A 14,391-nucleotide genomic window follows, 5' to 3' on the forward strand; every position below is an offset into this window, starting at 1 on the left:
TAGGCTCGAGCCGTGAACCGACGGACAAAAATTGTATGCACACTTGGACCTGCGACAGCTTCTGGCGACCGCATCCGTGAGCTCGTGGAGAGCGGCATGGACGTGGCGCGCCTCAACTTCAGCCACGGCGAGCATGCCGATCACGAAGAAAACTACATTCGCGTCCGCGCCGCGTCGGACGCCACCGGAAAGGCCGTCGGTGTTCTCGCCGACCTTCAGGGGCCCAAGATTCGCCTCGGCCGATTCAAGGACGAGCGGACCACCTGGGCCAACGGTGAAGAGGTTCGTATCACCGTCGACGACGTCGAGGGAACGCACGATCGCGTCGGGACCACGTACAAGGAATTGGCGCGCGACGCCAAGGCCGGCGATCGACTGCTGGTCGACGACGGAAAGGTCGGCCTGGTCGTCACGTCCATCGACGGCAACGACGTCGTCTGTCGGGTCACCGAAGGCGGTCCGGTCAGCAACAACAAGGGCCTCTCACTGCCCGGTATGAACGTCTCCGTTCCAGCCCTGTCGGGCAAGGACATCGCCGACCTCGAGTTCGCTCTCAAGCTGGGTGTCGACTTCATTGCACTCTCCTTCGTTCGCTCACCGGCGGACGTCGAATTGGTTCACGCCATCATGGATCGAGTCGGGCGCCGCGTTCCCGTCATCGCGAAGCTCGAGAAGCCCGAGGCCATCGACAATCTCGAAGCCATCGTGCTCGCGTTCGACGCCGTCATGGTCGCCCGCGGTGACCTCGGTGTCGAGTTGCCGCTCGAGCAGGTCCCGCTCGTTCAGAAGCGCGCAATCCAGATTGCTCGTGAGAACGCGAAGCCGGTCATCGTCGCGACGCAGATGCTCGAGTCGATGATCGAGAACTCACGTCCCACTCGCGCAGAGGCATCCGATGTCGCCAACGCCGTTCTCGACGGCGCCGACGCAGTCATGCTCTCGGGCGAGACTTCGGTGGGCAAGTACGTCATGGAAACCGTTCGCACCATGGCCCGCATCGTCGAGGCCGTCGAGAACGAATCAACCCGTGTCCCACCGTTGACCCACGTCCCGCGCACCAAGCGCGGTGTCATCTCGTACGCAGCACGCGACATCGGCGAACGTCTCGACGCCAAGGCCTTGGTTGCGTTCACTCAGTCCGGTGACACTGTGCGTCGACTGGCTCGTCTGCACACGCCGCTGCCGTTGCTCGCCTTCACACCGCTGCCCGCGGTGCGCAGTCAGCTGACGCTGACGTGGGGAACCGAGACGTTCCTGGTCGATGCGGTGGCCACAACCGACGAGATGGTGCGTCAGGTGGACAGTGCGTTGCTCTCCCTCGGGCGGTACGTCAAGGGCGACCTCGTGGTCATCGTTGCCGGATCCCCTCCGGGAACTGTCGGTTCCACCAACCTCATTCACGTCCACCGTATCGGCGAAGAGGACCACTGAGTGACCCACGCGAACGCGTCCACCGACCTCGGTACTCTCCTCGGTCTGTTGGATCTGGAGCAGATCGGTGAAGACGCGTTCCGTGGATACCACCCGAAACAGGTAGGTTCGCGGACGTTCGGCGGTCAGTTGGTGTCTCAGGCACTGATGGCCGCCGGGCGGACCGTCGACGGTGATCGCCCCATCCATGCGGTGAATGCCCATTTCATTCGCGGCGGAGATGTCAAGGCGCCCATCGAGTATCGGGTGGATCGTCATCGCGACGGGCGGGCGTTCGCCAACCGTCAGGTGACTGCCTATCAGGGTGAGAACGAATTGTTCGTGATGCTCGCGGCGTTCCAGGACTCCGGCAAGGGGCTCGACCATGCTGTCGAGATCCCGGATGTTCCACTTCCGGAGTCGTTGCCTCCCATCGGCGATCATCTGGTGGGGTACGAGGAAAAACTGCCGCATTTCAGTGCGGCGCTCAAGCCGATCGACATGCGGTACGCCAACGATCCGGCGTGGATCCTCAAGGGCACCGGCGAGAAACTCAACCACAATCGGGTGTGGATGCGCCCCGACGGTGATCTGCCGGACGATTCGCTCATTCACGCTGCGACGCTGGCATATTCGTCCGACACCACCGTGCTCGATTCGATTCTGACCACTCATGGTTTGTCCTGGGGTCATGATCGTATCGTCGCGGCGACGGTCAATCATTCGATCTGGTTCCATCGCCCGTTCCGGTTCACCGACTGGGTTCTGTACGCCACCGAATCGCCGGTCGCCGCAGGTTCGCGCGGTCTGGCAACGGGACGGTACTTCTCGGTGGAAGGACTGCTGTTGGCGACGGTGGTCCAAGAAGGAATGATCAGGCATTTCCCGCGCAAAGGGGAATGAGATGCGGGCCCGAGACTGAACTCGGGCCCAGAATCAAGCAGACTTGCGATATTGCGGTGAGAGTTCGTCGGCGCGGTCCCACGGAGACCAGTCGACTTCGCGTCCATCGAGTTGGGCCGCAACAACTTCCAAGCCCGCGTGCCAGCCGGCGGCGTGCGCGTACGCGGATTCCTCGTCCTCCATCGTGTGGGTGAGAGTCAGCCAACAGCCGCCGGTGCCGTCCGGTGCCAGTTCCCAATGAAGAGTGTCTGCGTCCCAGAGGAATTCGAGAATTCGGTGCGGGTGGACGCTGATGACCGTCCCGCGCGTCACGTGATCTGCGGGCAGTCCGAAACGCTCGACTTGTTCCGGTGTCACCTTGAACAGTAGATCCGCGCCGGGAGTGAGATCGAAATCGACGTCCGCCGGAAACCAGGCGTCGAGGTACTCGCGTTCCGTTATCACTTTCCAGACCTTGTCCGGTGCGTGCGGAATCGCCAGTTGGAAGCTCAGTGACACCCGACCGTCATAGGTCAGGTTTATCTTGCCGTTGTCCATCGGTGCCTCCAATGCTTGGTGCCCGTGCGGTTGCCCCCATCGTGCCATCTAATTGCACAGGATGGAATAACTGCAGGTCAGATCGTTACCTATTGATAGGTTATGTCGATTTGTCTCGTTGTGTGAGTGGCGTTCTCGACGCGTTTCGTGGCGGTGAAGCAACCGCGCGGTACGCTGACCACGCACGACTGGCGCGGGTGGGGATTACCACCGGGGAGTGCACATCGCGAGGCATCGACCGCCTGGGTGCTTCACACATCTTGTGTGAAGGGGGATCCATGTCTACCGAGAATCGGCCTACCGAAAATCTGTCTCCCGAAAATCTGCCCAGCCAGAACGTGGCCGCTCGAATAATCGACGGACGCGCAATTGCCGATGCTGCGCTCGCGGACCTGTCAGTGCGCACCAGGCAGTTTCGTGATGAGGCGGGGCACGTTCCTTGCCTGGCCGCCGTCATCGTGGGAGCGGACCCGGCCTCGAAGGCGTATGTACAGATGAAGGCCAAACGATCTGTCGCCGTTGGAATGACGTCGCGGACGGTCGAACTCCCGGTGAGTACAACCACCGAAGAACTGGTCGGCGTGCTGAGAGCGTTGTCGGCGGACCCTTCGATCGACGGCATACTGCTGCAACACCCGGTGCCAGACCACATCGACGAACGGGCCGCGTTCGATGCCATCTCGGCCGACAAAGACGTTGACGGCGTCACTTCGGCATCTTTTGCGGCAATGGCGTTGACCGGTGGGGGATTCGAATCGTGTACGCCGAGTGGCATCCTGCGCCTCCTCGACGCCACAGGCGTCGAACTCACCGGAAAGCATGCCGTCGTGGTCGGCCGAAGCCCGATACTCGGATTGCCGATGGGAATGCTCCTCCTGCGTCGAGGCGCAACGGTGACGTACTGCCATTCGCGAACCGTCCACCTGGCCGCCCACGTCGCCTCGGCAGACGTCGTCATCGCGGCCGTCGGTGTTCCGGAACTGATCAAAGGGGCGTGGATCAAGCCTGGGGCAGTGGTAATCGATGCGGGGTACAACGCGGGCAACGTCGGAGACGTGGAGTACGCCGCTGCGCTCCCACATGCCGGTGCGATCACACCGGTGCCGGGTGGCGTCGGCCCCATGACGGTGGCGGTCCTGCTGGAACAAACACTGGCAGCAGCAGTTCGAGCAGCGGAAGTTCGGGCATGCAGTGAGAATCATGACAGTCGTGTTGAACCGGACCCCGCAATCGCCTCGGATCGATTGTGAGACCTCGGTTTCGAGACGGAGTATTCATCCGCCCCGCGATACCCGAATTACCGCGTCGAGCACCGCTGCGCTGGAATGGCTGAGCTGAGCGCGCAATTGGGTATTCGACAGTCAGCTGTCTGCTTTGGGGATGTCGATCGTCAACTGGGACGGTGAATCGGATGTCGATACGGTGTATGCCGGACGGATGTCGACCGTGCCGACAAACGACTGCAGGATCGCACTGTTCCTGGCTGCACTGTCTATGCGCGTGATGTTTTCGCCCTCGTGAGATACGGAGTTGAGCGACGAATCCGATTGGACTCCCATCAGGTCGACTTGAAGTATCGATCGACTTCCGACGTCCACGACTGTGCTGTCACCCGCTCGGATTGCTTCACTGACGTATTCGGTTTTCCAGAACACTGATCCATTTCCGTCGAATCGGTAGGTGATTCGGGTGAAACCATCGTGATCGGTTACGTCGATCTCGGTCACATCGACGCGCGGAGTCGGTGAAGGGACCTCCGTGTCGTTCGGGAACGGGGGAGGCATGGAGATCTCGGTGGATGGGGCATCGATCGGGGGAGAGCCGACCTGAAGGGTGCCGGTCTGTGTTGCAGCATCGAGCACGGCCTGGGTGGAAGATTCGCCGGCAGTGCTGGATTCGCCGGCAGTATTGGATTGGCCGTCTGTTTGACACCCGGTGAGCAGCGCGAGAATCGATATGGCTCCGAGCAGAGCAATCAGCCGGTGACCGTTCATGGATCGAATCTAACGGCGGTCGATCTGGGGTACAGCCGAATGCCGAAACCTTGCGGTGCGGCCAGCTGCGGCAGGTGGTGCCCTCGGTGAGACTCGAAATAAAAATCGACCACCGAGGGTCCAGCGGCGATGGAGCCGTACCGGCCGCCACCTGCAAATTTACCAATTATCTAGTGACACGACTTGATGCTCACTGAGGGCGGAATGTGTCCAAACCGTGTCCACATAGCGCCCCCGATTGTTCAGTACACCTGTGCAATTCCCCACTCGGCTAAATCTTCGCCGTCGTAGGCGGCTTTGACATTCGCTGCGGTCATGAATGCGTTGGAGTCAGGAGCCAGGTCCTCAAGTAATTTGTCGAGCTCTAGTTCGTTGGCACCTTCTGACAGCGATTTTCGAATTTTGTGCCAGTGTCTCGCGAAAGGCGTCCTGCCGTCTTTCTCGGACGTCATGTGCCAGAGCATTCGGTAGGCGCGAACGTCGGGTGTGAGCTGAAAGTCTGGGAAGAGCGAATTCATATTGCGCGGGATTCGCCATGAATGTCGGCGAGGGGATAGACGCGCGCGGCGACCTGTTGGGGTTGCGGTCCCGCGAACGGTCAAGGACCTACGGTCAGCTGCGTGCTTGGTCCCCTTCACCAATGCCCAAAGGGGATATATCACGGTGACACTGGCTCCCGGCTCCAGTCGTGCCGAATTCTTGTCGTGCCCCTCGTGTGCTTGAACGGGTATTCCAGCAATGCTTCGTCTCCAAAGTTTCCACCAGGTCATTCGTCCGAGGTCAAGCGAAACGTCCTCTACTGAGACCGCAACGCGGCCGATGTTCGTGACCTGGATTAGCGCCAGTTCCACTCCGAATTGGCTAATTCCGCCATCGAAGAGATGTTGATTGGCCGGGAGCCCACTTCTTCCTTTGCCTCGGTAAATAGTGTTTTGGTGATCGAGAAATCCCGGCCGCAAACGGACCTTCAAGCGAGACCCGGAGAGTCTATAGAGCATGAACTGCCACACGAGGCCGCCGAGCGTGACACACGCGCTGACAACTGAAACTATGAGGGCGATTTGGGCAGTTTCCACAAATGCGAGGGTAAGCGAATCGCAATCGAGACTGTTATTCGGTGTCGAGTGTCTCGGTCGAGTGGCACTGATGAAGGCATTCATCCTGTGAACGTCCGTCAGCAGGGTAGCTGTCGTGGTGGTCGCTTACGATCCGCAGATGAGTTTATGGGCGCAACTGGTCAGCGGGCCAGCGATGGGCGGAGTGCTAGCGCTAGGCGGAGTCTTCTTGACCCAACGCAACTCGCGTTCCGAGAAACAACGAGACCGCGAGTTGCAGGTCGAAGACAAGCTGCGAGAGGAAGTCAGCGAACTCTTGGCATTGCGTGCGACGACTACACGCCTGCAGACAGACCTCGCGGTTGCTTGGGTGCAGGGTCGTGATGCGGACGCCGCAGCGGATCGCGAGGGGTCGAGCGAGGCTGACAAAGCGCTGAGTGAGGCAGCTAGCGATGTTGTCGAGAATCAGATCCAGATGTACGAAGAACACACCGAAGAACTGCGGCGAAGAGTTCAAATGGTTTCACTCCTAACCGTCGACCGATTTTTGAACTCCACGCTTGAGCAGCTTCGAGAACTGACTTTTGGGGAGGTTATGCTGCCGACCAATTACGTCGACAAGGGTGTGATACCCGAGACATCTGTTCTCGAAGTGCGGCGACTGGTCAGAGAAACGGAGAACGCATTCGACGCAATCGAAGACGCGACGCGTTCTCTAGTCGCAAGCCATGGATTGACCCGGCCGCAGGGGCTACGCGGCAGGGCTACGGCGAAGTGGCCGAAGCTCAAGCGCGTCCCGGCCAGCACAGACTAGATGATCAGGGGGAGTCTCCCGGAGACCACAGAACCCCCTACCTGCTGGCCAGTGGCCGAGTTGGTTAGGGGGTTCCCTGGTCGCGGCGGGTTGCTGCACGCGAAGGGCCGGACGCAGGCTGGATCAGTGGGGGAGAATGGCTTGCCCTAACCTGCCTTCGATTCCGGTTCCTGATGCGAATTGGAGTACCAGGCCGGTGACGTTGACGCCCGCTGTGGAATTGGTTCCGGCACTGTCGTTCTGGGGTCTCGCTTGGCCTCGGAGGGATTCGGAGCCCGTGGGGGCCTCGGAATACCCCGCGAGGAGGTCGAGAACCCCCACGACCGGGGACGAGAGCCCCGCAGAATGTCGGAGGGAGAAACAGCCAATTGACCTCGGAGGAGTTGGCCCCCAGGTACTTCGACATTTGTGACGGGGTATATCGGACCGGACCCTCTCGGACCCCCTCGAACTGTCTAGCGGTGCGGCAAACTATCGAGCTCGCGCTCGGTGGGTTTGCGGGCAGGTTCCAACGGTCCGGACTCTGCATCCGCCATGATCGCTCGCGCTTCGGTGACCGTGTTGAGCACTCGCAACGGCACCTTGGCCCACACTCCACCCCGTAGGCCGTGGTGTGTACCCCCGAATGCGTGCCCCGCCTGAATCAACTGAGCAGACGAGGCCGAGAAGAACGCGGCTTGTGCGTGGTCCTCGGTGTACTCGGTTGTCCTCACAACACCGAAGTGCACAACCATGAGACGAACGAGGTTGCGAATCGAATCGGCCTTTGCCTGCGCCTGTGGCAGGGCGCGCCATGCGTCGATCTGCTCGGGTTCGCCGCTGGCGAGGATGGACTCGGCCGATGCCCCGCCATTCAGCCGCCGGCCCGCCTCGGCGAAGGCGCCGGCGGCTTCCTCGAATTTGGGTCGAAGGGTGTCCATCAGGGCGTCACCCCCGGCTCCGCGCAGGTCTTCGGTGAATTGCTGGATGAGGGTATGGACGGCGATTTCGCGTGGGCGCGACGAGTGGTACTCGCGGGCGCTGGCCGTACCCACGTCCGAAATGAAACCTTCGATTTCAGCGGCCGTCAGATCAGGATCGCTCAGAAGCCCTTCGAGATTCGGTGCTCTTGAAACCTCCGATCTACTGGCGATAGCCGATGCAAGCTCGGCGGTCTTGGCTAGCGACTGGGGCAGTTCGGCCCCGAGTGCCTGAACGGTGTCGCGGAGGCGTTGGACGTCATTGATGTTTGCAGCCATGTTCTAGCTCCTCAGGAGAACCAGCCGTCGTCGTCAGACGAGGCGGTGTTGTTGGTGGTTGGGGTCTCGGCCGGTGCCGATGCGGCGATGTCGGCTTCGAGGTCGGCGGCGTCGAACCATCCGAGGTCGTCGGCGCTGGCGACGCTGGCGAGGTGGGTGGTGTTGCTGGTGCCGGGGGTGAGAGGTGCGGCCGAGGCGGTGAGGTCTGCCGTGTCGAACCATCCGAGGTCGGCTTCGGGTTGCTTCCCACCTGCGGCGAGGTGGCGCTCGTGCCACACGCGGTCTTCCGTGGAGGTCGGGTTGTTCGAGGCCAGCAGCACGGGCTGCAACGCCCGCAGTCGTTCGGTGGTCTCCACCGGGTTGAGGTCGTATTGGTCGTTCCAGTACCCGATTCGAGCTGCGAGGATTCGGCCTGTGGCTACGGCCGCTTTCACGGTGGCGTCTCGCGTGGCGTAGAAGCCCGGATACTGGCGCTTCAATGCGCGTTTGTCGGCGGCAGCGGCGAGGACTCGTGTCCGTTCCTTCGCTGTCATTGGGGGTTTCTTCTTGGTGGTCATGAGTTGCCTTGTCGTTGGTGTCGTTTGCGGGCCTCGATCTGCCAGGGGTCGAAGGTCCAGTTCTGGCCGATCTTGTGGCCGTCGAGGCGACCTCGGCGCGCCAAGTCCCGCACGGCGTTTGGAGTGACCCCGAGAAGGTTTGCGGCCTGCTCGGTTGTCAGCCGCTCGGCGTCCTGGACCAGTCCATCATTGGATGTTGTTGCGGCACTGGCGGTTATGGCGTTCGCGCCTGCGCGGCTGGCGTTCTCGAGCGCTACGCCTGCGGCCAGTACGTCGCGGGTGAACCCCGGTGCGCCGTGGGCGCGGAGCTGCTCGTTTCCGGTTCGGATGGCCTTCGCGACGAGCGCGGCAGCTCTGGGGTCGAGCGCGACGACGCCTGTGATGAATGCGGCCGGGGTCATTGCTTGGCGGCGATTTCTTCGCGGAGTGCTCGCACTTCCTGAGTGAGTCCGAGTAGCGCCTGCGCGACTGCCATTCGGGACGCCACCTGCGCTTGCGGTCCGATGCCTGCGCAACGGGTTTCGTCGATCAGGTCGAGAACGTTGTCGTCAGAGAGGGCGGTGTCGATATTTACGTTGATCTTCACGGGTTTTCCGTCCGGTCGTAGGTTGTTGGCCGAACCGCTCTCGGGGTGGTGTTCTGGTGTCTTCCCGTCCACGGGAGACGTTCGCGGGGGTTGGTGGGCGTTCCGACCCGCACGAGGTTTCAGACGGCGAGGGAAGCCGCTTCGGATTCGATTTCCGTGTGGGTCGGTGGGAACATGTCGCGACGTTGGCGAGCCTGAACGCGACGGTTCAACTCGCGTTGCGATTCTCGGAGTTCGACTTTCGCCCAATGCGCGGTTACCTCGCGATCCCGCACGTCAGCCGACAGGACGAGGTCGAGATTTTTGTTGATGAGCTCGGCCGCCAACAGAAGGTCTGCGGCGCTGGCGTTCGTCAGCGCGAGGAGTTGGCGGGTCGGACGGATCTCCGAACAGGGGATGAACCCGAGGCGACCTTGGAGCCATAAGCGGCGAACTCGGACCGCCAACCCGAGCACCCCTCGTGGGCGTTTCGGCACTTCTTCAGTCGGGACTGCGGCCCACGCTGCTTTCCAGTTGGTGTCCTCCAGGTTCGGGATCGAGAACCCGCGCCAACCCCGCTGCGTGCGGGAGTGCAGGTCAGTGGTTTTCCCGGCGTGGTTCTGCGAGATGATCTGTTTCGAATGAAGCTCGAGCGGTGTCTCGTACCCGAGGTTGTTGCACCATTTGGCGAGGTCGCCGAGGGCCTCGGCAGTCGAGAGCGAACCTTGGGTGTCTTGGACTACTCGGGAGTCCCACCAGGCGCTGACAACTTCGATCAGTTCGTTGTACTGCAGGTTCCGCGTCATTTGAGAATCTCCTTGGGTTCAAGGGCGGCGGGGGTGGACGCCTCCGATTGGGTGCTGTTTGCGAGGCCAAAGGCCAGAAGGCCAGGGGGCGTTTCCCGCGAAACGGCCAGGTCGGAAGGTCCCCCAGACGAGCCAAAAGCGGAGGCGCTCCCCCCGAAGGGGGCGTCGGTGGGTCTCGTTTGGCTTCCCTTTGGCCTCGCGGGCGTTCCGACGGTTTCGGTGCCCGTGCGGCGTGGGAACGCCTCCGCTTTGGCTTTCGAGAGCGAGCCGCGAGAGGGCGTTAGTGCATCGACGTCTAGTGCGCTCCCGTCCAGGCGTCCCGCTGGGGACGCTTTGTGCGTCTGGGACGTGTCGTTGGGACGGCTACCCGTCCCGGTCCTCAGTAGTGCTCCGTGGCCGGTCAGAGGGGGTGAGAAACCAAAATGGGACGTATGGGACGGGTTTCCGGGGTTAGACCAAAAGGAGGTCACAGGAACCTGCCGAAGAGGTCCACCAAGTCTGCGACTGCGTAGCCCCGGAGCTGCTTACCGTCCGGGTACATGTTCCGCTTCTTGCTCGAGTGAATCGCGAAGGACTCCCGCAGAATTCGAGTCAAACGGTTGTCGTCCAACTCGTCGGACTTCGATGCCCAACACGGATCGACCGGAGGCAGTTCGACCAACTCGCCCTTCGAGTTCACGAGTGGACGGGTGAAGTCCGGGTGGTCGGGCTGATGCAGGTACGACAGGAGTGTTCGAGTCGGAATCCCTTCCCGCAGTTTCGCGTCGGGGTTCTGCGGATCGTCTGTCGCGAGCAGGTAGACGAATACCGTCCGAAGATCCCGCAATAACAACGTGGCCTCGTTGGCGTATTCCTTCGATTCTTTGCCGACACCGCACAGGTACTCGGCGGCTTCCCGTGTTCGTCTAGGCCACTCGCCCCCGGCAAGGTCCGCGATCCGGAGCAAAAACCGCCACTTCTGTGCGTTGCGACCACCAACAGTGCATTCGACCTCTCGACCGCGAACTGTGCCCGGTTCCATTGCGGCAACGAAGGTGTCGAATCGTCCGCGTACTTCATCCAACAAGCCCTCGTGGTATTCCTCGTCAAACTCTTCTGCGACGGCCTCTTCGGCTGCTGTGCGGGGGAGAAGCGGAATCACGAACCCGCGAGACAGCACCGTTTCCGGAGCGAATTTGCCGTTGCCCGCGATGCAGACCAACCCAAACACGTTATAGACCTTCGGCACGAAGTCGCCTTTGCCCTGAACGGAACGAATGAAGTTGGACGACGCGCCGCGCTTGAAGCCGGAGGTCATGACGGCGCGAAAGACCTCACCACCTTCCGCGTCGAGGTTCGAGTTGTCGGCCTCGTCAATGAAGATCGTCGGGTGTTTCGCGTCGATCAGTCGAAACAGGGCTGCGCCTGTCACGTTGCTAGCGGCGAGGGAGTCTCGAGACATCATCCGGGTGATGTCCTGGACCGTGGTCTTGCCGGAGTTCATGCGAGGAGCGTTCAGAACCAATGGCGGGGCGTAGTTCGACTCGTCAATGAGGTGAGTTGCGGCGACCCACAGAGCGTTGGTGACGTAATGGGCCTCGTGGGTGTAGGTAATCCACCTGCGGATCAGCTTCTCGGTGTCATCGAGAATTGATCCGAGCGGCGCTGAATCAGGGGTCTTTTGGTCTACCCCCCTCGAACCCGTCCCACCCGTCCCATTCGCTTTTTCATATGCTCTGACCTGCGATGGAGCGTTGTCGGAGGTGGGACGGGTACCTGTCCCAGCGGCCGTCCCAGCCGGCGTCGCAGGCGTCACGCACGCTTCCAGTCGGGGGTCGATGATCCTCGGTTTCATGCTGCTGAGGTCGCCCTCGAATTCGCCGAGCTTAGGCATTGAGTGTGCTCCGATCCAGGTTGGAGACCCCATCGACCGGAGGGAGAGAGTCATTTGTATTGGGGTATTGATCCGCAGTCCAGGCCGCGATTCGGTCCACGTCGGCCGGGTCGAGTCCGATTTGTACTGCCATGTCGCGGAGTCGGTTCACGAGGTCAGGCGAGCCGCCATAGTCCCGGTACGCTGCGCCGACGCACCACTGGTAGTAACTGCGGCGTCCGTCGCCTGGCCGCTTAACCGCGAGCAGTCGGACGAGTTGAAGACCAGGTGTTCCCACGGAAGCTCCTCCTGGCCTCGTGACCACGGGAGGACGGGGTTTCGGCTCCGGGCGTTGAATATGCTCCAGCCATTCGGCCGGAAGTTCGGCGATGGGGAGGTCTCGCCACACGCGGTAGATGCGGCCGGATTTGTGGACGGACCCCGGAGCCAGGACATACCCCTTCGAGGTCTTGAGGTCCACGCCCGGAATCGTGGCCAGTAGAGGACGTTCCGATGAGTGCGCGTAATAGTAGTGGCTTCCGCGATTGGTGCGGACGACACGTGTCGGTGGCAACGAGAGGCCGCGCTCGTTCATCCACGGGGCGAGGAGAGCTGCGGAGTCGATGTCCACAACGAGCATTCCCAAGTCCGGACGGAGGCCGATGTTGGCCTTTCCGTAGGTGCGGGTCCACTGTTCGATCTGCGCCCGGTCGGTGGTCGCTTCGTGGGTCCAACGAAACCCCGCGAAGGGGATCTTGTCTCGCGGGACGAGAGGGAAGACGGACCAGCCGTCAGCGGCCAGCGCGAGGGCGTGGTCAGCGAACGGGCCAGCAGGGGGCGCTATGGGGCGGGGTGTTGATTTGGCTTGTTGTGCTGCGGATTTCACTATTGCTCCTCATTTGTTCTGAGGAGCGCGTGTTACGCTGGGGTTGTCGTGTTCAGCGTGTACGTGCGCGCTCCGTTCGCCCCGGTTGCCTGCCAGCAATTGGGGCGGACTGCTGTTCGGGGTCACTGCTCTTTCGGGACGCGTTGGCCGATTGGTAGAGGCAGGATTCCGACTGCTCGGCGATGCCGCGCTTCCATGCTGCGGAGCCGACGACGTTCGCGTTCGACGGCCGCAGTTGCAGGGTCGGCCATGAGCCGTCGCGATCGCTTCTTAGCCCTCTCGCGAGCCTTGGCGCGGACCCACTCCTGATGCTCGGGAGTTCCGGGTTTCGGTCGCTGTACCGGGGCCTCTGCGGCCTCGTCGTGTCTAGGTTCTTGGTTGCTCATAGGAAACGAAATCATGTGATGTCCCTGCCGGAGAAGTATTACTATTTTGGTCGAGGCCAGTCGGAATTGAGGGAGGTCAAGAGGGAGAAAAACACTCGGCGACAACAGATTCCGGAGACGGGTCCTCGTGGGCGCTCGTTGGGATTCCGAGTGAACGAACGCGCCCAGCGGGTACCCGAATGGGGGCGGGGTCCGCTGGGCGCGTCATGGATTACTGGTGTCAGGGGTCACGCGGTCAGAAGACGAGCGCGCCCCAGATCAGCAGGTAGACGAGGAACGCCCACCCGGTCGCCTTCAGCTCGAATCGCTCCTGGGCGGTCATTCGGTGGCCTCCGTAGTGGTCGGCCGATTCCACACTGAGGCGTTGGCGCTCTGCCGCGTCTGCTCAGCGTCTACGAGCTGCTTGGTGAGTAGTTGCACCTTGGCTTGCTGCACTGCAGGAACAACCCTGCGCACCTCGCGGTCGAGCCAGTCGCGTGCCTGGTCGATGGTGTCTTGGACGCTTTGGCTGTCCAAGGTCTCCGCGGCGAACTGCTGGGACACTGCCGGGACCAGCTTGAGAACTTCGGCACCGTAGGTAGAGCTGATGCGGAGCAGTATTCCGTCGGGCGACTGGCTGTTTCGTATGTGGAGCGAGACTCGAACACCTTTGAAATAGACCAACTCGGAAGCGGTTCCGGAGGAGTAACGTTCGTCGATGAGTCGCAGCAGCGCGCCGAGAGCTTCCATCTGCTTAGCGGTGACGCTCGTCTGGTGGCCTCCACTGCTCGGTGTCGTACCGTCTCCCGAACGACGATGCTCGCCGACCGGCCGGGTCGTGTCCCGGCGTTCGGTCCTCTGGCTGGCCGGAATTTTCATGCCGTGGCCTCGGCTTCCTGGTGGCGAGCCATCTCGCGGACAGCAGACTGCAGGCCGTCAATTAGGGAATGGACGTCGTCCACATCACGCATGACAAAACGTGGGCCAGATTGACGGCCAATCGAGACTGATCCATCCGTCGGCGCGAACTTGGCGCGAACGGGGGCGTCGGGGCTTGGTTGCGCGTTCTCGGGGGTGCTTGATTGAATAAGCATGCGTTGATTTCCCTTTCGGTCCGAGCTGCGTGCTCGGGTTGGTGGTTGGATTCGCCCCCGGTGTTGGCGCACTGGGGGCGTTTTCGTATTCAGGCCGTCGCGTCGGCGGCCGTTCCCGTACGAATGTCGGAGTCGATGTAGTCCCGCAGGTCCTGGACCGCGTACGCGACTCGATGGCCTAGCTTCCTGAACTTCGGACCCGCGCCTCGATACCGCAGCGCGGCCAGCGCTCCTTCGCTCGTGAGCAGCACCTCGGCTGCCTCCTTCGCTGACAGCAACCGTGGAATCTCGGTGGAAGTCACAATCGCCTCCGAT

17 protein-coding genes and 1 riboswitch are annotated in these 14,391 nt (G+C 61.7%); of the genes, 4 read left to right on the forward strand and 13 right to left on the reverse strand.

Annotation, left to right across the window (positions count from 1 at the left end):
• Window positions 1-12 precede the first annotated feature (12 nt).
• Together pyk and QM609_RS23155 are read left to right on the forward strand one after the other, a co-directional pair.
• Entirely contained in the window at window positions 13-1,431 is a 1,419-nt protein-coding gene (gene pyk / locus QM609_RS23150) for a pyruvate kinase (RefSeq protein WP_003944038.1), read from the forward strand.
• Window positions 1,432-2,313, forward strand: a complete 882-nt coding sequence (locus QM609_RS23155; RefSeq protein WP_003944096.1) for an acyl-CoA thioesterase — start codon at window positions 1,432-1,434, stop codon at window positions 2,311-2,313. It begins immediately after the preceding gene.
• Between the two features lie 33 nt (window positions 2,314-2,346).
• On the opposite strand, the gene QM609_RS23160 is transcribed toward QM609_RS23155, so the two are convergent.
• A complete protein-coding gene (locus tag QM609_RS23160) occupies window positions 2,347-2,850 on the reverse strand; it encodes an SRPBCC domain-containing protein (protein ID WP_042923025.1) in 504 nt (167 codons plus the stop codon).
• A 174-nt stretch (window positions 2,851-3,024) separates the two neighbouring features.
• A riboswitch (ZMP/ZTP riboswitch) is annotated at window positions 3,025-3,105 on the forward strand.
• A 23-nt stretch (window positions 3,106-3,128) separates the two neighbouring features.
• Here QM609_RS23160 and QM609_RS23165 point away from each other — a divergent pair.
• A complete protein-coding gene (locus QM609_RS23165; RefSeq protein WP_050656534.1) occupies window positions 3,129-4,100 on the forward strand; it encodes a bifunctional 5,10-methylenetetrahydrofolate dehydrogenase/5,10-methenyltetrahydrofolate cyclohydrolase in 972 nt (323 codons plus the stop codon).
• Window positions 4,101-4,211: 111 nt separating this feature from the next.
• Here the strand turns inward: QM609_RS23165 and QM609_RS23170 are convergent, their stop codons facing one another.
• Window positions 4,212-4,844 carry an AMIN-like domain-containing (lipo)protein gene (locus tag QM609_RS23170; RefSeq protein ID WP_050656518.1) on the reverse strand — a complete coding sequence of 211 codons (633 nt, stop codon included), beginning with the start codon at window positions 4,842-4,844 and terminating at the stop codon, window positions 4,212-4,214.
• Window positions 4,845-5,086: 242 nt separating this feature from the next.
• Window positions 5,087-5,296 (reverse strand): hypothetical protein, encoded by a 210-nt coding sequence (locus QM609_RS23175; protein WP_156511741.1) that lies wholly within the window; start codon window positions 5,294-5,296, stop codon window positions 5,087-5,089.
• A 739-nt stretch (window positions 5,297-6,035) separates the two neighbouring features.
• Between QM609_RS23175 and QM609_RS23180 the strand changes: the two genes are divergently transcribed.
• Entirely contained in the window at window positions 6,036-6,713 is a 678-nt protein-coding gene (locus tag QM609_RS23180) for a hypothetical protein (protein ID WP_283337482.1), read from the forward strand.
• Window positions 6,714-7,168: 455 nt separating this feature from the next.
• Here QM609_RS23180 and QM609_RS23185 read toward each other — a convergent pair whose 3' ends face one another.
• From QM609_RS23185 to QM609_RS23230, 10 genes are all read right to left on the reverse strand, one after another.
• On the reverse strand, window positions 7,169-7,951 hold the full coding sequence (locus QM609_RS23185; RefSeq protein WP_283337483.1) for a hypothetical protein: 783 nt from the start codon (window positions 7,949-7,951) through the stop codon (window positions 7,169-7,171).
• Between the two features lie 11 nt (window positions 7,952-7,962).
• Window positions 7,963-8,484: a hypothetical protein gene (locus QM609_RS23190; protein ID WP_283337484.1), complete on the reverse strand. Its 522-nt coding sequence runs from the start codon at window positions 8,482-8,484 to the stop codon at window positions 7,963-7,965.
• Between the two features lie 20 nt (window positions 8,485-8,504).
• Window positions 8,505-8,909: a helix-turn-helix domain-containing protein gene (locus QM609_RS23195; protein ID WP_283337485.1), complete on the reverse strand. Its 405-nt coding sequence runs from the start codon at window positions 8,907-8,909 to the stop codon at window positions 8,505-8,507.
• A complete protein-coding gene (locus tag QM609_RS23200; protein ID WP_283337486.1) occupies window positions 8,906-9,094 on the reverse strand; it encodes a hypothetical protein in 189 nt (62 codons plus the stop codon). The genes QM609_RS23195 and QM609_RS23200 overlap by 4 nt, the downstream gene beginning before the upstream one ends.
• A gap of 119 nt (window positions 9,095-9,213) precedes the next feature.
• The gene (locus QM609_RS23205; protein WP_182263491.1) at window positions 9,214-9,879 is read right to left on the reverse strand and encodes a hypothetical protein; all 666 of its coding nucleotides are present in this window, start codon (window positions 9,877-9,879) and stop codon (window positions 9,214-9,216) included.
• Window positions 9,880-10,345: 466 nt separating this feature from the next.
• A complete protein-coding gene (locus tag QM609_RS23210) occupies window positions 10,346-11,362 on the reverse strand; it encodes a DUF3631 domain-containing protein (protein ID WP_182262509.1) in 1,017 nt (338 codons plus the stop codon).
• Window positions 11,363-11,744: 382 nt separating this feature from the next.
• Complete coding sequence (locus tag QM609_RS23215) at window positions 11,745-12,617, reverse strand: bifunctional DNA primase/polymerase (RefSeq protein ID WP_182262510.1); 873 nt, start codon at window positions 12,615-12,617, stop codon at window positions 11,745-11,747.
• Between the two features lie 122 nt (window positions 12,618-12,739).
• Complete coding sequence (locus QM609_RS23220) at window positions 12,740-13,003, reverse strand: hypothetical protein (RefSeq protein ID WP_283337490.1); 264 nt, start codon at window positions 13,001-13,003, stop codon at window positions 12,740-12,742.
• A gap of 318 nt (window positions 13,004-13,321) precedes the next feature.
• Window positions 13,322-13,861: a hypothetical protein gene (locus tag QM609_RS23225; RefSeq protein WP_283337491.1), complete on the reverse strand. Its 540-nt coding sequence runs from the start codon at window positions 13,859-13,861 to the stop codon at window positions 13,322-13,324.
• A gap of 304 nt (window positions 13,862-14,165) precedes the next feature.
• Window positions 14,166-14,378, reverse strand: coding sequence for a helix-turn-helix transcriptional regulator (locus QM609_RS23230; RefSeq protein WP_283337493.1), 213 nt, complete (start codon window positions 14,376-14,378; stop codon window positions 14,166-14,168).
• Between the last annotated feature and the right edge of the window lie 13 nt (window positions 14,379-14,391).

It is taken from the genome of Rhodococcus sp. IEGM 1302, from assembly GCF_030056935.1.
GTDB lineage: Bacteria > Actinomycetota > Actinomycetes > Mycobacteriales > Mycobacteriaceae > Rhodococcus_F > Rhodococcus_F qingshengii.